25 protein-coding genes are annotated in these 23,455 nt (G+C 62.0%); 15 read left to right on the forward strand and 10 right to left on the reverse strand.

Annotated elements, in window-relative coordinates; genetic code table 11:
* The first annotated feature begins 53 nt into the window (after positions 1 to 53).
* Genes phnE through phnP form a run of 11 tightly spaced genes read left to right on the forward strand, consistent with a single transcriptional unit; the run spans position 54 to position 8,464 of the window.
* The gene (gene phnE / locus HF257_RS28940; protein ID WP_017136208.1) at positions 54 to 836 is read left to right on the forward strand and encodes a phosphonate ABC transporter, permease protein PhnE; all 783 of its coding nucleotides are present in this window, start codon (positions 54 to 56) and stop codon (positions 834 to 836) included.
* A gap of 36 nt (positions 837 to 872) precedes the next feature.
* Positions 873 to 1,577 (forward strand): phosphonate metabolism transcriptional regulator PhnF, encoded by a 705-nt coding sequence (gene phnF, locus HF257_RS28945; protein WP_185708839.1) that lies wholly within the window; start codon positions 873 to 875, stop codon positions 1,575 to 1,577.
* Between the two features lie 12 nt (positions 1,578 to 1,589).
* Positions 1,590 to 2,027 (forward strand): phosphonate C-P lyase system protein PhnG, encoded by a 438-nt coding sequence (gene phnG, locus HF257_RS28950; protein WP_185708840.1) that lies wholly within the window; start codon positions 1,590 to 1,592, stop codon positions 2,025 to 2,027.
* Positions 2,027 to 2,617 (forward strand): phosphonate C-P lyase system protein PhnH, encoded by a 591-nt coding sequence (gene phnH, locus HF257_RS28955; RefSeq protein WP_185708841.1) that lies wholly within the window; start codon positions 2,027 to 2,029, stop codon positions 2,615 to 2,617. The genes phnG and phnH overlap by 1 nt, the downstream gene beginning before the upstream one ends.
* The gene (locus HF257_RS28960; RefSeq protein ID WP_185708842.1) at positions 2,617 to 3,693 is read left to right on the forward strand and encodes a carbon-phosphorus lyase complex subunit PhnI; all 1,077 of its coding nucleotides are present in this window, start codon (positions 2,617 to 2,619) and stop codon (positions 3,691 to 3,693) included. The genes phnH and HF257_RS28960 overlap by 1 nt, the downstream gene beginning before the upstream one ends.
* Positions 3,686 to 4,528, forward strand: a complete 843-nt coding sequence (locus tag HF257_RS28965; protein ID WP_185708843.1) for an alpha-D-ribose 1-methylphosphonate 5-phosphate C-P-lyase PhnJ — start codon at positions 3,686 to 3,688, stop codon at positions 4,526 to 4,528. The genes HF257_RS28960 and HF257_RS28965 overlap by 8 nt, the downstream gene beginning before the upstream one ends.
* Entirely contained in the window at positions 4,489 to 5,298 is an 810-nt protein-coding gene (phnK, locus tag HF257_RS28970; RefSeq protein WP_185708908.1) for a phosphonate C-P lyase system protein PhnK, read from the forward strand. Before HF257_RS28965 ends, phnK begins: the two co-directional genes overlap by 40 nt.
* Positions 5,295 to 6,017, forward strand: a complete 723-nt coding sequence (phnL, locus tag HF257_RS28975; protein ID WP_185708844.1) for a phosphonate C-P lyase system protein PhnL — start codon at positions 5,295 to 5,297, stop codon at positions 6,015 to 6,017. The genes phnK and phnL overlap by 4 nt, the downstream gene beginning before the upstream one ends.
* Positions 6,007 to 7,152, forward strand: coding sequence for an alpha-D-ribose 1-methylphosphonate 5-triphosphate diphosphatase (locus HF257_RS28980; protein WP_185708845.1), 1,146 nt, complete (start codon positions 6,007 to 6,009; stop codon positions 7,150 to 7,152). The genes phnL and HF257_RS28980 overlap by 11 nt, the downstream gene beginning before the upstream one ends.
* On the forward strand, positions 7,152 to 7,724 hold the full coding sequence (gene phnN, locus HF257_RS28985; protein ID WP_185708846.1) for a phosphonate metabolism protein/1,5-bisphosphokinase (PRPP-forming) PhnN: 573 nt from the start codon (positions 7,152 to 7,154) through the stop codon (positions 7,722 to 7,724). The genes HF257_RS28980 and phnN overlap by 1 nt, the downstream gene beginning before the upstream one ends.
* Positions 7,715 to 8,464, forward strand: coding sequence for a phosphonate metabolism protein PhnP (gene phnP, locus HF257_RS28990; protein ID WP_185708847.1), 750 nt, complete (start codon positions 7,715 to 7,717; stop codon positions 8,462 to 8,464). The genes phnN and phnP overlap by 10 nt, the downstream gene beginning before the upstream one ends.
* 33 nt (positions 8,465 to 8,497) lie before the next feature.
* On the opposite strand, the gene HF257_RS28995 is transcribed toward phnP, so the two are convergent.
* The gene (locus HF257_RS28995; RefSeq protein ID WP_185712132.1) at positions 8,498 to 9,397 is read right to left on the reverse strand and encodes a LysR family transcriptional regulator; all 900 of its coding nucleotides are present in this window, start codon (positions 9,395 to 9,397) and stop codon (positions 8,498 to 8,500) included.
* A 191-nt stretch (positions 9,398 to 9,588) separates the two neighbouring features.
* On the opposite strand from HF257_RS28995, the gene HF257_RS29000 reads away from it, so the two are divergent.
* Together HF257_RS29000 and HF257_RS29005 are read left to right on the forward strand one after the other, a co-directional pair.
* A complete protein-coding gene (locus HF257_RS29000; RefSeq protein WP_185708849.1) occupies positions 9,589 to 9,777 on the forward strand; it encodes a type II toxin-antitoxin system HicA family toxin in 189 nt (62 codons plus the stop codon).
* Between the two features lie 11 nt (positions 9,778 to 9,788).
* Positions 9,789 to 10,193 carry a type II toxin-antitoxin system HicB family antitoxin gene (locus HF257_RS29005; RefSeq protein ID WP_185708850.1) on the forward strand — a complete coding sequence of 135 codons (405 nt, stop codon included), beginning with the start codon at positions 9,789 to 9,791 and terminating at the stop codon, positions 10,191 to 10,193.
* Positions 10,194 to 10,231: 38 nt separating this feature from the next.
* Here HF257_RS29005 and HF257_RS29010 read toward each other — a convergent pair whose 3' ends face one another.
* Positions 10,232 to 11,428, reverse strand: a complete 1,197-nt coding sequence (locus tag HF257_RS29010) for an MFS transporter (RefSeq protein WP_185708851.1) — start codon at positions 11,426 to 11,428, stop codon at positions 10,232 to 10,234.
* A gap of 178 nt (positions 11,429 to 11,606) precedes the next feature.
* Between HF257_RS29010 and HF257_RS29015 the strand changes: the two genes are divergently transcribed.
* Both HF257_RS29015 and HF257_RS29020 read left to right on the forward strand, forming a co-directional pair.
* The gene (locus HF257_RS29015; RefSeq protein ID WP_185708852.1) at positions 11,607 to 12,221 is read left to right on the forward strand and encodes a DUF5666 domain-containing protein; all 615 of its coding nucleotides are present in this window, start codon (positions 11,607 to 11,609) and stop codon (positions 12,219 to 12,221) included.
* Between the two features lie 122 nt (positions 12,222 to 12,343).
* A complete protein-coding gene (locus HF257_RS29020; RefSeq protein ID WP_185708853.1) occupies positions 12,344 to 13,711 on the forward strand; it encodes a hypothetical protein in 1,368 nt (455 codons plus the stop codon).
* A 37-nt stretch (positions 13,712 to 13,748) separates the two neighbouring features.
* On the opposite strand, the gene HF257_RS29025 is transcribed toward HF257_RS29020, so the two are convergent.
* The 8 genes from HF257_RS29025 to gcl all read right to left on the reverse strand — a co-directional run bounded on the left by HF257_RS29025 (position 13,749) and on the right by gcl (position 23,229).
* A complete protein-coding gene (locus HF257_RS29025) occupies positions 13,749 to 14,753 on the reverse strand; it encodes a sulfate ABC transporter substrate-binding protein (protein WP_185708854.1) in 1,005 nt (334 codons plus the stop codon).
* Positions 14,754 to 14,858: 105 nt separating this feature from the next.
* Positions 14,859 to 15,680 carry an ion transporter gene (locus HF257_RS29030; RefSeq protein ID WP_185708855.1) on the reverse strand — a complete coding sequence of 274 codons (822 nt, stop codon included), beginning with the start codon at positions 15,678 to 15,680 and terminating at the stop codon, positions 14,859 to 14,861.
* A 31-nt stretch (positions 15,681 to 15,711) separates the two neighbouring features.
* On the reverse strand, positions 15,712 to 16,587 hold the full coding sequence (locus tag HF257_RS29035; protein WP_185708856.1) for an urea transporter: 876 nt from the start codon (positions 16,585 to 16,587) through the stop codon (positions 15,712 to 15,714).
* A 129-nt stretch (positions 16,588 to 16,716) separates the two neighbouring features.
* Positions 16,717 to 18,132, reverse strand: coding sequence for a pyruvate kinase (gene pyk / locus HF257_RS29040; protein ID WP_185708857.1), 1,416 nt, complete (start codon positions 18,130 to 18,132; stop codon positions 16,717 to 16,719).
* Positions 18,122 to 19,402, reverse strand: a complete 1,281-nt coding sequence (locus HF257_RS29045) for a glycerate kinase type-2 family protein (RefSeq protein ID WP_185708858.1) — start codon at positions 19,400 to 19,402, stop codon at positions 18,122 to 18,124. Before HF257_RS29045 ends, pyk begins: the two co-directional genes overlap by 11 nt.
* A 190-nt stretch (positions 19,403 to 19,592) precedes the next feature.
* Positions 19,593 to 20,486 (reverse strand): 2-hydroxy-3-oxopropionate reductase, encoded by an 894-nt coding sequence (locus HF257_RS29050; protein ID WP_185708859.1) that lies wholly within the window; start codon positions 20,484 to 20,486, stop codon positions 19,593 to 19,595.
* 174 nt (positions 20,487 to 20,660) lie between these two features.
* A complete protein-coding gene (gene hyi, locus HF257_RS29055; RefSeq protein ID WP_185708860.1) occupies positions 20,661 to 21,443 on the reverse strand; it encodes a hydroxypyruvate isomerase in 783 nt (260 codons plus the stop codon).
* Positions 21,444 to 21,453: 10 nt separating this feature from the next.
* A complete protein-coding gene (gcl, locus tag HF257_RS29060; RefSeq protein WP_185708861.1) occupies positions 21,454 to 23,229 on the reverse strand; it encodes a glyoxylate carboligase in 1,776 nt (591 codons plus the stop codon).
* Positions 23,230 to 23,455: the final 226 nt, after the last annotated feature.

Here is a 23,455-nt window from a genome sequence, read left to right on the forward strand (position 1 = left end):
GAGCAAGCCCGCTCCCACAAAAGCCAGCTCCCACATTCAGATCGAGGACCACCATGACAACTCTGCACGCTGAAGCCGTGGGCAAACGCACCTGGCCGCAATACCTCGGCTGGGGCCTGTTCCTGGTCCTGCTGGCCTGGGCCTGGCACGGCGCGGAAATGAACCCGCTGGCGCTGTACCGCGACTCGGGAAACATGGCGACCTTCGCCGCCGACTTCTTCCCGCCGGACTTCCACGAATGGCGCTCCTACCTCAAGGAGATGATCGTCACCGTGCAGATCGCCTTGTGGGGCACGGTATTGGCGATTGTCTGCTCGGTGCCGCTGGGCATCTTGTGCGCCGACAACATCACCCCGTGGTGGGTGCACCAGCCCTTGCGCCGCGTGATGGACGCGTTCCGCTCGATCAATGAAATGGTGTTCGCCATGTTGTTTGTGGTCGCTGTCGGCCTCGGTCCCTTCGCCGGTGTCCTGGCGTTGTGGATCAGCACCACGGGCGTGCTCGCCAAGCTGTTTGCCGAAGCCGTCGAAGCCATCGACCCTGGCCCCGTCGAAGGCGTGCGCGCCACCGGTGCCAGCGCCTTGCAAGAAGTGATCTACGGCGTGATCCCTCAAGTCATGCCGCTGTGGGTGAGCTACGCGCTGTACCGCTTCGAAGCCAATGTGCGCTCGGCCACGGTGGTGGGCATGGTCGGTGCCGGCGGGATCGGCGTGATCCTGTGGGAAAACATCCGCGCGTTCCAATTCGTCCAGACCTGCGCGGTGCTGCTGGTGATCATCGTGGTGGTGAGTTGTATCGACGTGCTGTCCCAACGCCTGCGCAAGCAGTTCATCTGACGACGGAGGGGTGCCCGCGAGGCGCTTTTTTTAAGTATGCAGTTGTCTAGACAAGAAGAGCCGGTGTACCGCGAGCTCGCGGATATCCTGCGCCGTGAACTGGCCAGCTACAGCGCCGGCGAGTTCCTGCCCGGCGAGGTGCACATGGCCGAACGCTTTGGCGTCAACCGTCATACCTTGCGCCGCGCCATCGATGAGTTGGTATTCGAAGGCAGCCTGTTGCGCCGCCAGGGCAAGGGCACCCAAGTGCTTGACCGCCCGCTGATTTACCCAATGGGCGCCGAGACGTCCTACAGCCAGTCATTGTCGGCCCAGGGCGTCGGCGTCGAGGCGGTGTTACTCAAGCGTCGTTACTGCTACGCCAGCCGCGACGAGGCGCTGCAACTGGGCATCGCGGAGATGGCGCCGATGATCGAGCTGCAAACCCTGCGCAAGCTCGATCACCAGCCCGTCAGCCTGATCCGCCATCGCTACTGCGCCAGCCGTGCGCCGTTGCTGGCCGACTACACCGGTGGTTCCTTGCGCCAGTACCTGCGTGAACGTGACCTGCCGCTGACCCGCACCCACAGCCTGATCGGTGCGCGCCTGCCCAACCGTGATGAAGCCGCGCTGCTGATGATGCCTCGGCACTTGCCGGCCCTCACCGTATTCACTCTTTCCCGCGATCGCGATGGCCACCCAGTGGAGCTGGCGCAGTCCACCAGCCGTTCGGATCGCTTCCAGTACCAAGTGGTGACTTGAATGGAGACCCCGATGAATCTGTCCCCGCGTCAGCATTGGATTGGCGTGCTTGCCCGCGCCCAGCTCAGTGAATTGCTACCCCATGAAGCCGCCTTGAAAGACGCCGAGTACCACGTGATCCGCGCCCCGGAAATTGGCATGACCCTGGTGCGCGGCCGCATGGGCGGCGAGGGTGCGGCGTTCAACGTCGGCGAAATGAGCGTGACCCGCTGCGTAGTGCGCCTGGCCGACGGTCGCACCGGCTACAGCTACCTGGCCGGGCGCGACAAGGTCCACGCCGAACTGGCCGCGTTGGCCGATGCGCATCTGCAGGGCAGCCAGCCGAGTCTCTGGCTCAGCGAATTGATCACCACGCTGGCCAATACCCAGGCCACACGTCGCGCGCAAAAAGAAGCCGAAACCGCCGCCACCAAAGTCGAGTTTTTCACGCTTGTGCGAGGAGAAAACTGATGAACGCACACCTGCTGCAACCGGCTTTCGTCGACCCAGTACTGGACGCCCAGCGAGGTTTTCGCGCGGCCCTCAAGGCCTTGGCCGAACCCGGATTGATCCAGCACCTGCCGTCTGCGCCGCGCCTCGACGGACTGGCGCCTGCCACCTATGCCCTGTGCCTCGCGTTGCTGGATGTGGACACGCCGCTGTGGCTGGCACCGAGTTTCGACACACCGCTGATTCGCGCCAACCTGGCCTTCCATTGCGGCTGCCCACTGACCCTCACGCGTGAGGACGCGGTATTCGCGTTGCTGGGGGAGGCGGACCTGCTCGACCTCAGCGGCTTCGACCATGGCAATGACCGTTACCCCGACCAGTCCTGCACCTTGCTCGTCCAGCTCACCGACCTGGAAGCCGGCCGCAACCTTTCCTGGTCCGGCCCCGGCATCAAGGCCCAGCGCCGGGTGAACCTGCCGGTGCCACAAGCCTTCTGGCAAGAGCGCCAGCGCCGTGAAGCCTTCCCCCGTGGCCTGGATGTGTTGTTCAGCGCCGGCCATCACCTGATCGGCTTGCCCCGTAGCAGCCGTGTCGCAGAGGAGCGCACCTGATGTACGTAGCCGTCAAAGGTGGCGAGCAAGCCATCGACAATGCCCACCGCCTGCTGGCGAAAAAACGCCGGGGTGATACCGCCGTTCCTGAACTGAGCGTGACGCAAATCCGCCAGCAGCTGCCGTTGGCCGTGGCGCGGGTGATGACCGAAGGCTCGCTGTTCGACGAGGAACTCGCCGCGCTGGCAATCAAGCAAGCGGCGGGGGATTTGGTGGAAGCGATCTTCCTGTTGCGCGCCTACCGCACCACGCTGCCGCGCTTCAGCCCGAGCCTGCCGATTGATACTTCGCAAATGCTGCTGAGCCGGCGCTTGTCGGCCACCTTCAAGGACGTGCCCGGCGGCCAATTGCTCGGCCCGACGTTCGACTACACCCACCGCTTGCTGGATTTCGCGTTGCTCGCCGACGGTGACTACCCCGGTCCGCAGACCACGCCGGATGCGCACATCGACGCCTGCCCGCGGGTGCTCGGTTTGCTCGCCAAAGAAGGCCTGATCAAGACCGAAACCTGCGACAACGCCAACGTCGCCGACATCACCCGCGACCCGCTGGAATACCCCGCCAGCCGTGCCGAGCGCCTGCAAGCCCTGGCCCGTGGCGATGAAGGCTTCCTGTTGGCGCTGGGCTATTCGACCCAACGTGGCTACGGGCGCAACCACCCGTTTGCCGGTGAGATCCGCATTGGCGACGTAGAGGTGTGGATCGATCCCGAAGAGCTGGGCTTCCCCATCTGCCTGGGCAGTATCGAGGTGACCGAGTGCGAGATGGTCAACCAGTTCGTCGGCTCGGCCACCGAGCTTGCGCAGTTCACTCGGGGCTACGGCTTGGCGTTCGGGCATGCCGAGCGCAAGGCCATGGGCATGGCGTTGGTAGACCGCTCGCTGCGCGCCGGGGAATACAACGAAGACATCGTCTCACCGGCCCAGCGCGAGGAATTCGTGCTGGCCCACTGCGACAACGTCGAGGCGGCGGGCTTTGTCTCGCACCTCAAGTTACCGCACTACGTGGACTTCCAGTCCGAGCTGGAGCTGATCCGCAAACTGCGCCAACCGGCCGAGGGCCCGAGCCATGAATGACGCCGCCTACAACTTCGCCTACCTCGACGAACAGACCAAACGCATGATCCGCCGTGCCCTGCTCAAGGCGGTGGCAATCCCCGGTTACCAGGTGCCGTTTGGTGGCCGCGAGATGCCCTTGCCCTACGGCTGGGGCACCGGCGGCATGCAATTGACTGCCGCGATCCTCGGCGCGGATGACGTGCTTAAAGTCATTGACCAGGGCGCCGATGACACCACCAACGCGGTGTCGATCCGCCGCTTTTTCGCGCGCACCGCGGGCATTGCCACCACCGAGGCAACGCCGGAGGCCACAGTCATTCAGACCCGTCACCGCATCCCGGAAACGCCGCTGCAGGCCGACCAGATCATGGTTTACCAGGTGCCGATTCCCGAGCCGCTGCGCTTTATCGAACCCTCGGAAACCGAGACCCGCACCATGCACGCCCTCAACGATTACGGGGTGATGCACGTGAAACTCTACGAAGACATCGCCACCTTCGGCCACATCGCCACCAGCTACGCCTATCCGGTGATGGTGGACGAGCGCTACGTGATGGACCCGTCGCCGATCCCCAAATTCGACAACCCCAAACTCGACATGAGCCCGGCGCTGATGCTGTTCGGCGCCGGTCGCGAAAAGCGCCTGTACGCAGTGCCGCCGTATACCCAGGTCACCAGCCTCGACTTTGAGGACCACCCCTTCGAAGTGCAGCAGTGGGCACACAACTGCGCCATCTGCGGCAGCCATGAATCGTTCCTCGATGAGCTGATTCTGGACGATGCCGGGACCCAGAGTTTTGTGTGTTCCGACACGTGGTATTGCGCCCAGCGGGTCAAGGAGAACAACCAGTGAGCCAGCCTTTGCTTCAAGTGCGTGACCTGTCGCTGTTGTACGGCCCGGAGACGGGCTGCCAGGGCGTGAACTTTGATCTGTACCCCGGTGAAGTGCTGGGGATTGTCGGCGAGTCCGGCTCGGGCAAGTCCACCTTGCTTTCGTTGCTGAGCGGGCGTTTGCCACCCCAGGCGGGCAGCATCGGCTACCGCAGCCAGGACGGCGAATGGCTGGACCTGTACAGCGCCAGTGAAGCCGAACGCCGCACCTTGCTGCGCACCGAATGGGGGTTTGTCGAGCAGAACCCACGGGACGGTTTGCGCATGGGCGTGTCGGCCGGGGCCAACATCGGCGAGCGGTTGATGGCACAAGGCGTGCGCAATTACGCGCAACTGCGCGGTGCCGGCCTGGAGTGGCTGGCCCAGGTGGAAATCGACCCGCAACGCATCGATGACTTGCCGCGCACGTTCTCTGGCGGCATGCAGCAGCGCCTGCAAATCGCCCGCAACCTGGTCTCCAGCCCACGCCTGGTGTTCATGGACGAACCCACCGGCGGCCTGGATGTGTCGGTGCAAGCGCGTCTGCTGGACCTGCTGCGTGGCTTGGTGCGTGAGCTTGACCTGGCGGTGGTGATCGTCACCCACGACCTCGCCGTGGCGCGCCTGTTGGCAGATCGCCTGATGGTGATGCGTCGCTCGCGGGTGGTGGAAACCGGGCTTACGGATCAGATCCTCGACGATCCACAGCACTCTTACTCTCAACTGCTGGTGTCTTCGGTATTGCAGCCATGACAGACGTCTTGATCGAGGTCCGTGACCTCTCGAAAACCTTCACCCTGCACCAGCAAAACGGCGTGGTGCTCAACGTGTTGCGCGGCGTCGAATTCAGTGTGAAGGGCGGTGAATGCCTGGTGCTGCACGGCCAGTCCGGCGCGGGTAAGAGCACCTTGCTGCGCACGCTGTACGGTAACTATCTACCGGCCGGTGGCAGTATCCGGGTGCGGCATGCCGGTGAGTGGCTGGAACTGGTGGGCGCCGAGCCACGGGATATTTTGCAGGTGCGCCAGCAGACCCTCGGTTACGTCAGCCAATTCCTGCGGGTGATCCCCCGCGTGGCCTGCCTGGACGTGGTGATGGAGCCGGCCTTGGCCCGTGGCTGGTCGAAGGCCGAAGCCCAGGCGCGTGCCGAACAGTTGCTGGCGCGCCTGAATATCCCCCAACGCTTGTGGCAACTGGCGCCCGGCACCTTTTCCGGTGGTGAGCAGCAGCGCGTGAATATCGCCCGGGGGTTCATGGTGGCCTGGCCAGTGATGTTGCTGGACGAACCCACCGCGTCCCTGGACGACAACAACCGCCAGGTGGTGCTGGAGCTGATGAATGAAGCCAAGGCGGCTGGCGCTGCGCTGATCGGCATCTTCCACGACCGCGCCGCCCGCGAGGCGGTCGCCGACCGCCATTTCGACATGACCCCGACGCCCGTTGCCCAAGAGGAATATGCCCATGCCCGCTGAACAGATCCTCAGCAATGCCCAACTGGTGACCGCTGATCGCATGTTCCTCGGCACCGTGGTGCTGCGCGACGGCAAGATCGTCGGCATCGCCGAAGGCCGCAGCCAGTTGCCCCAGGCTCAGGACCTGGGCGGTGATTATCTGCTGCCGGGCCTGGTGGAATTGCACACCGACAACCTGGAAAAACACATGACTCCACGCCCCGGCGTGGACTGGCCCTCGACCTCGGCGGTGCTCAGCCACGACGCGCAGATCATCGCGGCGGGCATCACCACGGTGTTCGACGCGGTGTCCATCGGCGACGTGAACCCCAAGGGCAACCGCATGAAAAAACTGCCGGCGATGCTCGATGCTATCGCCTCGGCAGAAAGCGCTGGGCTCACCCGTGCCGAGCACCACCTGCACCTGCGCTGTGAGTTGTGCCATCCAGACACCCTCAGCGTGTTCCGCGACCTGGTGGAAAACCCGCTGGTGCGCCTGGTGTCGGTGATGGACCATTCGCCGGGTCAGCGCCAGTTCGTGCTCGAAGCCAAGTACCGTGAGTACTACATGGGCAAGTACCACCTGAACGACGAAACCATGGACGCGTTCATCGTGCTGCAAAAGGCCAACTCCGAGGCCTACAGCGACCGGTATCGTGCGGCCATCGTCGAGCATTGCCTGGGGCGCGGGCTGTCGGTCGCCAGCCATGACGACGCGACCTTGGCGCACGTGGAAGAGTCGGCACGCTACGGCATGACCATCGCCGAATTTCCCACCACGCTTGAGGCGGCGAAGGGTTGCCACGCGCTGAACATGAAAGTTCTGATGGGCGCGCCGAACGTGGTGCGCGGGGGGTCGCACTCGGGTAATGTGGCCGCCGCCGGCCTGGCTGCCGAGGGATTGCTGGATATACTTTCCAGTGACTACTACCCGGCCAGCCTGTTGCAGGCGGCTTTCGTGCTGGCCGACCAACAGGACGGCGGCGACCTGTCGCGCGCGGTCAAGATGATCAGTCTGGCGCCTGCGCAAGCGGCGGGACTCAATGATCGCGGTGAGATCGCCATCGGCCTGCGCGCCGACCTGGTGCAAGCCCGCAGCCGCGAAGGGCTTCCTGTAGTGCAACAAGTGTGGCGACAAGCGAAGAGGGTGTTTTGATGGCAGGCAGGTTGATCTATCTCATCGGGCCGTCCGGCTCGGGCAAGGACAGCCTGCTGGATGCCGCACGCCCGCGTTTAGCCGAGCGCGGTTGTCGCATTGTGCGCCGCGTCATCACCCGTTCGGCGGAGGCTGTGGGTGAAGCGGCGCAAGGTGTAAGCCCGGAGCAGTTTGCGGCGATGGAGGCCGAGGGTCAGTTTGCCCTCAGCTGGCGGGCGAATGGGTTGTGCTATGGCATTCCTCGCGAGATCGACGATTGGTTGGCGGCGGGAGATGACGTAGTGGTTAACGGCTCGCGTGCGCACCTGGCGCGAACCCGCGAGCGCTATCCGACATCGCTGGTGTTGCTGCTGACGGTTGACCAGGCGGTACTGCGCCAGCGCTTGATCGCGCGGGGGCGTGAGTCGTTGGCGGATATCGAGGAGCGCCTGGCGCGCAATGCGCGCTTCACGGCCGAGTTGATCACCGGTCATGGCACGGGCTTGTTCGTGTTGGACAACTCCGGGCCGTTGGCACACACAGTCGAGCGCCTGCTGTGCTGCCTGGACCATGGGCACTCGGCATGCGCCTGACGTTGCTGGGCACCGGCGACGCGCGGCAAGTCCCGGTGTACGGCTGCGAATGCACGGCCTGCGTCCTGGCCCGCAGCGATGAACGCCTGCGGCGCCGACCGTGCAGCGCGTTGATCGAATGCGGTGATCAACGCTGGTTGATCGACAGCGGCTTGCCCGACCTCACCGAACGTTTCCCACCGCGTAGCTTCAACGGGATTTTCCAGACTCACTATCATGCCGATCATGCCCAGGGTTTATTGCACCTGCGCTGGGGGCAGGGGCTAGTGATTCCAGTGCATGGTCCGGCGGACCCAGAGGGGCTGTCCGACCTCTACAAGCACCCCGGCATCCTCGATTTCAGCCAGCCATTCAGCGAGTTCGAGACGCGGCAGTTTGGCGCGTTGAGCGTCACTGCGTTGCCGTTGCAGCATTCCAAGCTGACGTTGGGCTACCTGTTGGAAGGGCAGGGGCGGCGCATCGCCTACCTCACCGACACCGTTGGCCTTCCCCCGGCGACATTGGCATGGCTGCGCCGCGAACCGCTGGACCTGCTGGTGCTGGATTGTTCAATGCCGCCACAGCCCCAGGCACCGCGCAATCACAATGACCTGACGTTGGCGTTGCAGAGCATCGAGGACACGGGGGCGCAGCAGGGCGTACTGACGCATGTGGGACATACGTTGGATGCGTGGCTGCTGGAGCATCGCCGCGCGTTGCCGCCCCGTGTCACCGTGGGGTGGGATGGTCGGGAGCTCTGATATGGACGGTGCGCCCACTTCCACACGCGAACGTCATGGTTTGGCCGAGGGCGTCTCGGTCAGCAATTGCTCCACATATTCCACAAACGCCCGGGCCTTGGCACTCGCCATCCGTCCCGTCGGTAACACGGCCCATAGGTCCCGTGGCGGCAGTTCCCAGTCCGTCAACACGGCCTTGACCTCGCCACTGGCGATTTCCGGGGTGAACATCCATTCGGCGGTCATGGCCAGGCCATGATGGGCGAGCACGCCAGCGCGTATGCCCTCGGAAGAGGTCACGCGCAGGCGGCCGTGCGCAGCGATGGGCTGTTCGTGAGTGCCTTGCGTGAACGGCCAGCGCATCGTCTCCCCCAGGCTGTAGATCACCGCCTGGTGGTTGAGAATGTCAGCCGGGCTCTGCGGCTCGCCGAAACGTTCGAAATACGTTGGCGTGCCGAAAATTCGGCAGGGGCTTTGCGCGATACGCCGTGCCGTGAGGCTTGAGTCGCTCAGGTTGCCGATGCGCAGCGCGACGTCGATGCCTTCTTCCACAAGATTGAGCCTGCGGTCATCGAGCATCACGTCGATGTTCAAGCCAGGGTGTTGTTCAAGGAACGGACCCAGGTGGGGGATGATGTGCATGCGCGAGAGCGTGACCCCGGCGCTCACGCGCAAGTTGCCCGACAGCCCGGCACCCACGCTACGGGCAACATCATCGGCGTGGTTGGCCTCATCGATTGCACGCTTGGCACGTTCGAAATAGGCCAGGCCTGCTTCGGTCGGGGTGAGGCCGCGAGTGGAACGCAGCACCAACCGCACCGCCAGGCGGGCTTCCAATTGCGCAATGCTCTTGGAGACCGCCGGTTGGCCAATGCCCAGGCGTTTGGCGGCAGCGGAAAACGAGCCGGTTTCGACCACGTGGACAAAGGTTTCCATGGCGGTGAGGCGGTCCATCGGGTGTTCCTGTCTGGTTTGGCAGTGCTCAAGCCTAAGGCGACGACCTCGATGTGTCATGCGTTTCCAGCAGTGAGTCGATGGGTTTTCAATATCCGGTAAAACAGCCGTCAGTCAGGCTCGCGTATTTTGTGCTTGAGTAAAGATAACTCTAGGGTTACTTTTATTCAGGCCAGGCCAAGGAGGCGGCGGTGCAAAGCAGGTTATTGATCAAGGAACTGCAAGAGGCAGGTTGGGTGCTGGATCGGGTTACGGGCAGTCATCATATTTTTACCCATCGCTATAACCCCTACACGATTCCGGTGCCCCATCCCAAAAAAGACCTGCCCCTGGGCACCGTCAGAAGCATTCGGAAGCGTGCTGGCTTGTTTGATTTTTAAGGAGAGCATTCATGCAATACCCAATCTGTATCGAATGGGGCGATGACTTCACCGCCACCGGCATCCAGATCCCCGATATTCCAGGCGCAGTCACCGCCGGGGACAGTTTTGAAGAGGCGTACAACGCCGCAGTGGAAGTTGCGCACATCATGCTGCAAGAGATTGCAGCAGAGGGCGGGCCGATTCCGATGCCAACCTCGGTGGCCAATCATCACGCCCACGCAGACTACGCGGGGATGGGCTGGGGGATGCTGGAGCTGGACATCTCGCCCTATCTGGGCAAGACCGAGAAGGTCAATGTGACCTTGCCCGGTTATGTCATCCAGCGAATCGACCGGTATGTGCGGGAGCACAAGGTCAAAAGCCGCTCGTCATTCCTGGCGGACGCGGCGTTGGAGAAGTTGGTGCGTTCGTGAGGTGAACTCTGTGGGAGCCAACTCCCACAGGTAATGCTTTATGCCGCTACCGGGGCAGCTTCACGCGAAGCGCTCAAGAAACGCAACAACGCCACCAGCGGGAATGCACTGCCCACCAGCATCACACCCAGCCAGCCGCCGTGTTCAAAGACGCTGCTGGCAATCGCCGAGCCGAAGGCACCGCCGATGAAGATGCTGGTCATGTACAGCGCGTTCAAGCGGCTGCGGCTGTTGGCGTCGAGGGCGTAGATGGCGCGTTGGCCGAGCACCATGTTCATCTGCACGCAGAAGTCCAGGACCACGCCGGTGACAGCCAGGCCGATCACGCTGTACAGCGGGTGTACGAAGGCCGGCAGGAAGCTCAACGCAGCAAACAGCATGGCCAGCAGCGAGGCGAGGTGTGTATGGCCCGCATCGGCCAGGCGACCGGCGATAGGCGCGGCGATAGCGCCCAACGCGCCGACCAGGGCAAACAGCGCGATCTCGCTTTGGCTAAGGCCGTGGTTACGCGCCAGTTCCAGCGGGGCGGCGGTCCAGAACAGGCTGAATGTGGCAAACATGCAGCCTTGGTAGAACGCCCGTTGACGCAGTACCGGTTGGTTGCGCAGCAACGTGCCCAGCGAGCGCAGCAGTTGGCCATAGCTGGCGCTGTGATCGGGCTGGCGCTTGGGGATGGTCACCAGCAACACCACGCTGATAAACGCCATCAACGCAGCGGCGGCCATGAACATCGCACGCCAGCCGAAGTGATCGGCCACCACGCTGGACACAGGCCGTGCCAGCAGGATGCCCAGCAACAGGCCACCCATGATGCTGCCAACCACACGCCCACGGGATTCGGCTGGCGCCAGGTGCGCGGCCAATGGGATGAGGATTTGCACCGACACCGAACTGAAACCGATCAGCAACGACACCAGCAGGAACAGGTTCGGTTGCTCGGTAAACGCCGCCCCCAACAAACTGGCGATAGCCACGACCGTGGTGGTGATCATCAGCTTGCGGTTTTCCAGCAGGTCGCCCAGTGGCACCAGGAAGAACAGGCCCAGGGCGTAGCCTATTTGCGTCAGGGACACGATCAGGCTGGCCATGGCCGGTGTGAGGCCGATGTCCGGGGCGATCAGCTCGATGATCGGTTGCGCATAGTAGATGTTGGCAACGATGGCGCCGCAGCAGAACGCAAACAGCATCACCATCCCGCGGGTCATGGTGCTTGAAGCGTGTGGGGTAGCGTTCATGGTGTTCTCATAAAAGCGAAGGAGGATGGCGTGCGAGAGTAAAGACATCGCCCCGTGCGCAGTAGGCCGCTGGCAGTGATAACACTCATGCCGCAAATTAATGACTGAATCGTTAACTTTTGGGTCGAACGGCAATGATACATTCAGACACAACTGCCGAAACAGGAAATCCACTGTCATGAAGATCACGCTGAACAAGATGCTCCTGGCCTCAACCCTCGCCGCCGCCATGGCGGTTGGCTTGGCCCACGCTGCCGATGCGCCGCGCGTGGGTGTGCGGGGTGCCATTACGGCGATTGATGGCGATGCGATGCACGTCAAGGTCAACAGCGGGGAAGATGTCACCGTGCACTTGACCAAAGATACCCAGGTTCGCGCCGTCACCCTGGCCAAGATCGACGAGATCAAGCCGGGCAGTTACATCGGCTCCGCCGCCATGCCCAATGCCGATGGCACCCTGACCGCGCTGGAAGTGCACGTGTTCCCACCGGCCATGGCCGGCACCGGCGACGGGCATCGCGCGTTCGACTTGAAAGAAGGCAGCAGCATGACTAACGGCACCGTTGGCGACTTGGTGGTGAGTAACGGACGCACGTTGACGGTGAAGTACAAGGGCGGCGAGCAAAAGATCGTGGTGCCGGACGACGTGCCGATCGTGAACCTGGAACCGGGGGATCGCAGCTTGCTCAAGGTGGGGGTGAAGGTGGTGATGTTTGCGGCGAAGGGGGCGGATGGGACGATCACGGCGCAGGCGATTTCAGCCGGTAAAGACGGTGTTACACCGCCGATGTGATGGTTTCTGTATAGGCCAGTTCCGACAATGCTATAGGACCCATCTGGCAAGACCGCATGGCCTGTTCGCTCTAGATTCAACGCCTGCACGTTTGCAGACTGAATCAGGGCAGGAATCTGACCATGCGGATGATCAAGATGTTGGTGCTGTGGGCGCTGTTGCCCGCAATCGCGGACGCCGCTACAAACAGACGTGCGACGATCAGTAACGCTGCCTACGTCGAGCGGATGGCTTCCGCCAGCGCAGCTGCGTGGCCAAGGCTAGCGAAAATGGAACGCTTGAAAAAGCAGACCGGGTTCTATGCCGAGGCGCAGATTTTGATTTACGACGGGGTCGCGGCCTGGTTGATCAATGCAAACGGCTATCGGTCGATTGCAGTGGAGCCAGTACACGCGCTCGGCTTGGCATCGGACTACAAGACCTTCAAACAGCTGGTATGGGAAGGGCGCCCTACCGTGTATATAGGGCTGGGCCAGAGCGTGTCGGAAGAAGAGGCACAACACATGCTCAACAATCCCAACGCTGTGCCCGATTTGTTTGGATTGGCAACCCATGAAGCCTTTCATCTTTTTGGGCAAGCGGATTGGCGGCTGGGGACGGGATCGCGTTCCGTGCGCTATCCCGCAAACCCTATACCTCGGCAGTACCGGCAGCATCTGATCAGCGCCTTATATGCTTCGCTGCAAGGCGATGCCGAGGCCTTGGGAAAGGCCCGCTACTGGTATGACCGCTGGCAGACTGAGTTCGCCCTGGAAGCGCAGGAAATCCATTATTACGACATTATTGAAGGCACCGCAGAATACATAGAAGGGCTTGCCCGGCGCTTTGCGAGTGGCGTCGCGGATACGCCTGAAGCCTGGGCGCGGAGTGTGATGGAGCGTTTCCCGAGCGCCGCCGTGTTGTCGGTGGACGGTGAAAGCTATGCACTGGGGGCCTTGGCTATCTATCTTCTTGACCGTATGGATGCTGCGGGCTGGCAGGCGGTCATCGAGGGCCAGCCGCCGACCCAGCGCTTGTTGGCGTCCGTTGCGCAAATAGTCGATGTTCCAGACGCTGCGCTGAGTCAGCGGATTGCCCAAGAAGTGAGTGCGCGCAATCAGCGCCTGAAAGCAGTCATCGACCCTGTCGTCGCCCAATTGACGCGTTCCGATACGGTGCGCTTGTTGGTGCCCATGGCCTCTGTTGCGGGGTCTATCAGCTTGAGCGGTAGTTACCAGGTGGAACAGGTGCCCGAAGAGCTATTCGTGGATTTACAGGCACGGTTTTCGCCGTCGGACGGCCAAATTACGTTCGACGGAGCGACCGTTGCCCTGACGGTCAGCGAGTCCTGTGGAGAGGAGGGAGGTTTTGTGGTGGTGCCTTTTGCTGCAAGGGACTTCCCGGTCGAGCAGGCTGGGCGCCTTCGACTGAAAAAGAGGGGATTGGAAATTGACGTACCTTTCCCCGATAAAGGCAAGGGCAATGAAAATGTCTGGTGTGTTCGGGTGTAAAAAAAGCCCCTGAATTCAGGGGCTTCTAAAACAACGCTTACTGCCCGCTGTAGATCTGGTCGAAAACACCACCATCATTGAAGTGGGTTTTCTGCACGGTACGCCAGTCACCAAAGGTCTTCTCGACGGACAGGAACTCGACTTTCGGGAAACGATCGGTGTACTTGGCCAGCACTTTTGGATCACGTGGGCGCAGGTAGTTGTTGGCGGCGATTTCCTGGCCTTCCGGCGACCACAGGTATTTCAGGTAGTCTTCGGCTGCCACGCGGGTGCCTTTCTTCTCGACCACTTTGTCGACCACCGACACTGGCGGCTCGGCTTCGGCGGACACGCTTGGGTAGATCACTTCGAACTGATCACGGCCGAATTCACGGGCGATCATTTCCGCTTCGTTCTCGAAGGTCACCAGCACGTCGCCGATCTGGTTGGTCATGAAGGTAGTGGTCGCCGCACGGCCACCGGTGTCCAGTACGGGGGCTTGCTTGAACAGCTTGCCGACAAAGGCCTTGGCCTTGTTCTCGTCGCCGCCGTTTTTCAGCACGTAGCCCCAGGCCGACAGGTAGGTGTAGCGGCCATTACCCGAGGTTTTCGGGTTGGGTACGATCACTTGCACGCCATCCTTGAGCAAGTCCGGCCAGTCTTTCAGGGCCTTTGGGTTGCCTTTGCGCACGATAAATACCGTGGCGGAAGTGAACGGCGCGCTGTTGTTCGGCAGGCGGGTGACCCAGTTGTCCGGCACCAGTTTGCCGTTGTCTGCCAGGGCGTTGATGTCGGTGGCCATGTTCATGGTGATCACGTCAGCCGGCAGGCCGTCGATCACCGAGCGCGCTTGTTTGCTGGAACCGCCAAAGGACATCTGCAGGGTCAGCTTGTCGTTAGGGTGTTCGGCTTCCCAGTGTTTCTGGAAGGCGGCGTTGTAGTCCTTGTAGAAGTCGCGCATCACGTCGTAGGAGACGTTGAGCAGTGTGACGGGGGCGGCCTGGACGGCGCCCGCCAAGGCAAGGCCGGCGGCCAGGAGAGAGGCGCTAACGAGTTTTTTCACTGCTCATTCCTTGTTGTTCGAGAAGGTTATTGATTGAGTGGGGGCAATTTGCCATCGACTATAACGGGCAGCGCATAGACGTTTAAAGATTAAAACGCTCTTTGCTTATTCGATTTTCTTGAAAAGATTATTCCCACAGCGTGCACAGAAAGCGGCGTTGGGCTCGTGGCTGTTTTTCTTGCACACCGGGCAGTCGTGTTGCAGCTGTTCTCCGCGCATGGCATTAGCCAGTTCTGCGGTGAAAATTCCGGTGGGCACCGCGATGATCGAATAACCGGTGATCATCACCAGCGACGAAATCACCTGGCCCAGCGGGGTCTTGGGCACGATGTCGCCAAAGCCAACGGTGGTCAGGGTCACGATAGCCCAATAAATACCCTTGGGAATGCTGGTAAACCCGTGTTCCGGGCCTTCGATCACGTACATCAGGGTGCCGAATACCGTCACCAGCGTGCACACGCTTACCAGGAACACCACGATCTTCTGCTTGCTGCCCCGCAGTGCCGCCATCAGGTAGTTGGCTTGCTTGAGGTAGGGGCCCAGCTTGAGCACACGGAAAATCCGCAGCATCCGGATGATCCGAATGATCAGCAGGTACTGCGCGTCGCTGTAATACAGCGCGAGGATGCCGGGCACGATGGCCAGCAGATCCACCAGCCCATAAAAGCTGAACGCATAGCGCAACGGCTTGGGGGAGCAATACAGCCGCAACCCATATTCGATGGCGAAGATGATGGTGAAGCCCCACTCGATGTAGGCCAGCACATCGGCGTAGTTGTCGTGCACCTCCTGGATGCTGTCGAGGATCACGATCACAAGGCTGGCGAGGATGATCAGCAGCAGGGTGGAGTCGAAGCGTCGGCCGGCCACGGTGTCGCTCTGGAACACCATTACATACAGCCGTTGACGCCAGTTGTTGCTGTCCATGGAAATCGCCTGAATCGAAGATCGAGCAAGCCTAGGGGGATTCGAAGGGGCTGTCCATGCGGGGTTTGCGCAGCATCCGGCGGGTGGCATGCACCAGCCAGCAGGCGAGGATAAACGGCGCGGTCAGCGCGGGCAGGTGCAGGGCAGCGAAGCCCGGCGTAAGGATGATTGCCAGGCCGATGCCGAGCAGTGGCATCCAGGGTTGGCGACGTGTCTGGCTCAGGGCCAGCGCGGCCAAGGCCGGGTTATAGCTGTGCAGGCCGAGCAGGGCGCCGGTGGGTTCGCCGAGCAGCAGCGCGATCAATACCCCCGCGCAGGCCCCGATAAGTGCCCATACGGCAGCGCGCGGGCTGGCCAGCCACAGGCCAACGGCGATCAACACACCGACCATGGGTTGATCCAGCAGCATGATCTGGGCAAGCCCGGTAAAAGGCGCGCTGATGAGCGACAACATGTCCGGTTCGGTCAAGGCAAACGTGCTCGGCGGCACGCTGCCCAGCAGCAGCCAACCTAGGCCGACAAACGGTGCGGTGTAGGCCGGCAAGTCACCGGGACGGCTGGCGTGTTTCAACCATTGCCGCGTCAGCATCGCCGCCAGGCCACCGCACGCCAGGATCAGCGGTGGCAACAGCGCCGACCAATCGAAATGCTGACTGATCAACAGGCCCAGCAACACACCGTTGTAGCTATAGAGCCCGGCCTGGCGCTCGGCCTTGGGATAGCCCCGGCGCTGGGCCGTGAGCAAACCCGCAACGCCACCCAGCAGTGCGCCGCCGAACAAGGCCGGGGCGCCCACCAGGATGGCCAGCAGGCACAGCAGGCCGCACAGCGGCTGGCGCTGCAGGAAAATCTGGCTGAAGCCGTTGAGCAGGGCTTCGGCCCAGTCGGGGCAGTTTGGGTTGTGCATTTGGGTAAGTCAGTTAGACCGAGTTGCCCCCTTCGCGAGCAAGCCCGCTCCCACATTTGATCGCTTTCCAAAGTTGAAACTCGGTCAAATGTGGGAGCGGGCTTGCTCGCGAAGAGGCCTTTACAGACGCTAAATCAACGTCTCGATACGCAGCGAATTGGTCGACCCCGGCTGCCCAAACGGCACCCCCGCGGTAATCACCAACGTATCCCCGCGCTGCGCCATGCCTTGGGCCTGGGCAATTTCCAACGCCGTCGAGCACACTTCATCCACCTGGCGCAGTCGATCGTTCACCACCGAATGCACGCCCCACGCCACGCTCAAGCGCCTGGCGGTAGACAGGTTTGGCGTGAGGTTGAGAATCGGCGCCACTGGCCGTTCACGTGCCGCGCGCAGGCTGGAGCTGCCGGACTCGCTGTAGTTCACCAGCACCGCCACTGGCAGGATGCTGCTGATACGGCGGATCGCACAGCTGATGGCGTCCGATACGGTGGCATCGGCTTTTGGCCGGCTGACATCCAATTGCGTCTGGTAGTCCGGGCCGTTTTCCACCTGGCGGATGATCTTGCTCATCATCTGCACGGCTTCCAGCGGGTACTCGCCCGAAGCGGTTTCGGCCGACAACATCACCGCGTCCGCACCTTCGGCCACCGCATTGGCAACATCAGTGACTTCGGCGCGGGTGGGCGCCGGAGAGAAGCGCATCGACTCAAGCATCTGCGTCGCTACCACCACGGGCTTACCCAACTGGCGACAGGTGCTGATGATGTCTTTCTGGATCTGCGGCACGCTCTCGGCCGGCACTTCCACGCCCAGATCCCCTCTGGCCACCATGATCGCGTCGCTCAGTTCGGCGATTTCCTGCAGGCGCTGCACGGCCGAGGGTTTCTCGATCTTGGCCATCAAAAACGCTCGGTCGCCGATCAGCTCGCGGGCTTCGCGGATGTCCTCCGGGCGCTGCACAAAGGACAACGCCACCCAGTCCACGCCCAGCTCCAGGCCAAAGCTCAAGTCGCGCCGATCCTTGGCGGTCAATGGGCTGAGTTCCAACAGGGCTTGCGGGACGTTCACACCTTTGCGGTCCGACAGTTCGCCGCCATTCAATACGGTGGTATCGATCGCATTAGCGTGCTTGGTGATGACGCGCAGGCGCAGCTTGCCGTCGTCCAGCAGCAGGTCCATGCCGGGTTCTAGCGCCGCGATAATTTCCGGGTGAGGCAGGTTGACCCGGCGTTGATCACCCGGTGTTTCGTCCAGGTCCAGGCGCAAGGCCTGGCCGCGCACCAACTGCACCTTGCCCTCGGCAAAGCGCCCGACGCGCAGCTTCGGCCCTTGCAGGTCCATGAGGATGCCCAGCGGGTAATTGAGCTGGCGTTCCACCTGACGAATCCACTGATAGCGCTGGGCGTGGTCGGCGTGGTCGCCATGGCTGAAATTGAGCCGGAAGATGTTCACCCCAGCTTCCACCAGCTCGCGGATATCATCGATGCCGTCGGTGGCCGGGCCCAGGGTGGCGAGGATCTTGACCTTCTTGTCAGGCGTCATGTGTCGGGTTCCCAAGAATCAGAATGGCGCGGAAGTCGTTGACGTTGGTGCGCGTCGGCTCGGTGACGATCAACCCGTCGAGGGCGGCGAAATAGCCGTAGCCGTTGTTGTTATCCAACTCATCACTGGCCGACAGGCCGAGGGCTTCGGCGCGTGAATAGCTGCACGGCGTCATGATTGCGCCGGCGTTGTCTTCCGAGCCGTCGATGCCGTCGGTGTCACCGGCCAGGGCGTACACGCCCGACAGGCCCTTGAGGCTGTCGGTGAGGCTCAGCAGGAACTCGGCGTTGCGTCCGCCACGACCATTGCCGCGCACGGTGACGGTGGTTTCACCGCCGGACAGGATCACGCACGGCGCCGCCAATGGCTGGCCGTGCTGCACGATTTGGCGAGCGATGCCGGCGTGCACCTTGGCCACGTCCCGCGCTTCGCCTTCGAGGTCTCCGAGGATCAACGGGCTGAACCCGGCCTGACGGACTTTTACCGCCACCGCTTCCAGGGATTGCTGGGGGCGGGCGATCAGTTGGAAATGGCTGCGGGCGAGCACCGGGTCGCCGGGCTTGACGGTTTCCGAGGCGGGGTTCTGCAACCAACTGCGCACCGAGGCAGGAGCGTCGATGTTGTAGCGCTTGAGGATCGCCAGGGCCTGCGCCGAGGTGCTGGGGTCACCGACGGTGGGGCCGGACGCAATCACCGTGGCCTGGTCGCCCGGCACATCGGAAATCGCGTAGGTGTACACCGTGGCCGGCCACGCGGCCTTGGCCAACCGGCCGCCTTTGATTGCCGAGAGGTGCTTGCGCACGCAGTTCATCTCGCCAATGGTGGCACCGGATTTGAGCAAGGCTTTGTTGATGGCCTGTTTGTCGGCCAGGGTGATGCCTTCGGCCGGCAACGCCAGCAGGGCAGAGCCACCGCCGGACAACAGGAAGATCACTCGGTCGTCTTCGCTCAGGTTGCTGATCAGCTCCAGCACGCGCTTGGCCACGGCCAGACCAGCGGCATCGGGCACGGGGTGCGCGGCTTCGACCACTTCGATTTTCTTGCACGGGGCGCCGTGACCATAGCGGGTAACCACCAGGCCGGTGACTTCACCTTGCCAGCAGTTTTCCACCACCAGCGCCATGGCGGCAGCGGCCTTGCCGGCGCCGATCACGATCACACGGCCACTGCGGTCGGCAGGGAGATAAGGTTCAAGGACTTGCCGGGGGTGGGCGGCGTCGATGGCTGTGGCAAACAGCTCGCGAAGCAGGTGTTGCGGATCGACCGACATAAGCGGGCTCCCGGGGGATTCTTGTTATTTGGGGTGCATCACGTTTCGGATTGGAATGCGATCAAATGTGGGAGCGGGCTTGCTCGCGAATGCGGTCTGACATCCAACATCCATGCCGACTGATCCACCGCTTTCGCGAGCAAGCCCGCTCCCACATTTGACCGCATTTCAAAGGTAGGAGCGGGGTGTACTACTTGTTGTCGCGGATCGAGAAGTTGGCCATATGTTCCAGGCCCTTGATCAGCGCCGAGTGGTCCCAATTGCCGCCACCAATTGCCGTGCACGTACTGAACACCTGTTGCGTGCCAGCGGTGTTCGGCAGGTTGATCCCCAGCTCCTTGGCACCGGCCAACGCCAGGTTCAAATCCTTCTGGTGCAGGTTGATACGGAAGCCCGGATCGAAGGTGCCCTTGATCATGCGTTCGCCATGCACTTCCAAAATCTTCGACGAAGCAAAACCACCCATCAGTGCTTCACGCACCTTGGCCGGATCCGCACCGTTCTTGGAGGCGAACAGCAGCGCTTCGGCCACCGCCTGGATGTTCAGCGCAACGATGATCTGGTTGGCCACCTTGGCGGTCTGGCCGTCGCCATTGCCGCCCACCAGGGTGATGTTCTTGCCCATGGCCTGGAACAGCGGCAGGGCGCGTTCGAAGGTCTGCGGCTCGCCACCGATCATGATGCTCAGGCTGCCAGCCTTGGCGCCCACTTCACCGCCGGACACGGGTGCATCCAGGTACTGCGCGCCGGTCCCGTTGATCTTGGCGGCAAATGCCTTGGTGGCGGTGGGGGAGATCGAACTCATGTCGATCACCACCTTGTTTGGCGACAGGCCAGCGGCCACGCCGTCGGCGCGGAACAGCACGTCATCGACCTGTGGGGTGTCGGGCACCATCACGATGATGAACTCGGCTTCCTGAGCCACTTGCTGCGGGCTGGCCAAGGCGATGGCGCCGGCGTCGATCAGCGCTTGAGGCGCCTTGCCGTGGTGCTCGGAGAGGAACAGTTGGTGACCTGCTTTTTGCAGGTTCGCGGCCATGGGTTGACCCATGATGCCGGTGCCGATAAATCCGATTTTAGCCATGAGAAATTCCTCTTGTTATTCGGTGGGCAGGCCTGTCGCGGTCTGCCAAACACAGGAAGTCCAAATGTGGGAGCGGGCTTGCTCGCGAAGGTCTTTCATTCAACAGCTGCGTCGACTGAGACTCCGCTTTCGCGAGCAAGCCCGCTCCCACATGTGGGTTTTGTGTTGTGTCGGTTAGATCGCGTTGTGGGTCTTGAGCCAGCCAAGGCCGGCTTCGGTGGTGGTCAGCGGCTTGTATTCGCAACCCACCCAGCCCTGGTAACCAATGCGGTCCAAGTGTTCGAACAGGAAGCGATAGTTGATCTCACCGGTGCCCGGCTCGTTGCGTCCTGGGTTGTCCGCCAGCTGGATATGGTTGATCTCACCCAGGTGCGCGGCCATGGTGCGGGCCAGGTCGCCTTCCATGATTTGCATGTGATAGATGTCGTACTGCAGGAACAGATTGGCGCTGCCCACCTGCTCGCGAATCGACAGGGCTTGGGCCGTGTTGTTCAGGTAGAAACCCGGGATGTCGCGGGTGTTGATCATCTCCATCACCAGCTTGATCCCCACCGCTTGCAGCTTGTCGGCGGCGTACTTGAGGTTGGCGACGAAGGTTTTTTCCAGGGTTTCGTCATCCACACCGGCAGGACGAATACCCGCCAGGCAGTTGATCTGGGTGTTGCCCAGCACTTGGGCGTAGGCGATGGCCAGGTTGACCCCGGCGCGGAACTCCTCGACCCGATCCGGGTGGCACGCCAGGCCGCGTTCGCCCTGGGCCCAGTCACCGGCTGGCAGGTTGAACAGCACTTGGGTCAGGCCGTTGGCGTCGAGATGTGCCTTGATTTCAGCCGAGCTGAATTCGTAGGGGAACAGGTACTCGACACCTTCGAAGCCCGCCTTGGCGGCCGCTTTGAAGCGAGCAAGAAAGTCCTGCTCGGTGAACAGCATGGACAGGTTGGCGGCGAAACGCGGCATAGGGTTCTCCTTAATCGAGCAGGGAAATAGCGGTCGGCGCGTCATTGCCCACCAGTGCCAGATCTTCGAATTCGTTGACGGCGTTGATCTCGGTGCCCATGGAAATATTGGTCACGCGCTCCAGGATGATCTCGACGATCACCGGCACCTTGAACTCTTCGATCATCTCTTGTGCCTTGCGCAAGGCCGGCTGGATCTGGCCTGGTTCAAACACACGCAGGGCCTTGCAACCGAGGCCTTCGGCAACGGCGACGTGGTCGACGCCATAGCCGTTCAGTTCCGGTGCGTTGAGGTTGTCGAAGGACAGCTGCACGCAGTAATCCATCTCGAAACCACGCTGCGCCTGGCGGATCAGCCCCAGGTAGGAGTTGTTCACCACCACGTGGATGTACGGCAGCTTGAACTGCGCGCCCACGGCCAGTTCTTCGATCATGAACTGGAAGTCATAGTCGCCGGACAGTGCCACCACCTTGCGGCTCGGGTCGGCCTTGACCACGCCGAGGGCTGCCGGAATGGTCCAGCCCAGCGGGCCGGCCTGGCCGCAGTTGATCCAATGGCGAGGCTTGTACACGTGCAGGAACTGCGCGCCGGCAATCTGCGACAGGCCGATGGTGCTGACGTAGCAGGTGTCTTTGCCGAACACTTGGTTCATCTCTTCGTAGACGCGTTGCGGTTTGACCGGCACGTTGTCGAAGTGAGTCTTGCGGTGCAGGGTGGCCTTGCGCTGCTGGCAGTCGTTCAACCAGGCGCTGCGGTCCTTGAGCTTGCCGGCGGCTTTCCACTCGCGGGCGACCTCGATGAACATCGTCAGTGCGGAACCGGCGTCGGACACGATGCCCAGGTCCGGGGTGAATACGCGGCCGATTTGCGTCGGCTCGATGTCGACGTGAATGAACTTGCGACCTTCGGTGTACACCTCAACCGAACCGGTGTGGCGGTTGGCCCAACGGTTACCGATACCCAGCACGACGTCCGACTTGAGCATCGTCGCGTTGCCGTAGCGATGGGAGGTTTGCAGGCCAACCATGCCGACCATCTGCGGGTGATCGTCGGGGATCGTGCCCCAGCCCATCAGGGTCGGGATCACTGGAATGCCGGTCAATTCAGCGAACTCCACCAGCAGCTCGCTGGCGTCGGCGTTGATCACGCCACCGCCGCTGACCAGCAATGGTCGCTCAGCCTGGTCGAGAAGGGCAAGGGCTTTCTCGACTTGCACGCGGGTCGCCAATGGCTTGGCTAGGGGCAGCGGCTGGTAGGCGTCGATGTCGAATTCGATCTCGGCCATTTGCACGTCGAACGGCAGGTCGATCAGCACCGGGCCTGGGCGGCCGGAGCGCATTTCGTAGAAGGCTTTCTGGAACGCGTACGGCACTTGGCCGGGTTCCAGGACAGTGGTAGCCCACTTGGTCACCGGCTTGACGATGCTGGTGATGTCCACGGCCTGGAAGTCTTCCTTGTGCATACGTGCACGCGGGGCTTGGCCAGTGATGCACAGGATCGGAATCGAGTCCGCCGAGGCGCTGTACAGGCCGGTGACCATGTCGGTACCCGCCGGGCCCGAAGTGCCGATGCACACGCCGATGTTGCCGGCCTTGGTGCGGGTGTAACCCTCGGCCATGTGGGAGGCGCCTTCAACGTGGCGAGCAAGGACGTGATCGATGCCACCCACCTTCTGCAAGGCCGAGTACAGCGGGTTGATCGCGGCGCCTGGGATACCGAAGGCGGTGTCCACGCCTTCACGACGCATCACCAGGACTGCGGCTTCGATTGCTCTCATTTTGCTCATGGTTTTGGTGCCTCTTGCGTTTTGTAATTGTATACAAGTGGTGTCTGGACAAAGTGTATTCACGGCGAGCAGCGCAGGTCAATCCATTTTATTGGCAGGCCTTTGCGTTCGTCGGAAGGCATTTTTTCGACGTATGGAAGGTTTGTGCGAAAATATTGTATACAAAAACAAATGTCATTGTGTTCTATTTGTTTGATCGAGCATCTGATCTTTCAGGTCTCCACCG

Source organism: Pseudomonas cremoris (assembly GCF_014230465.1).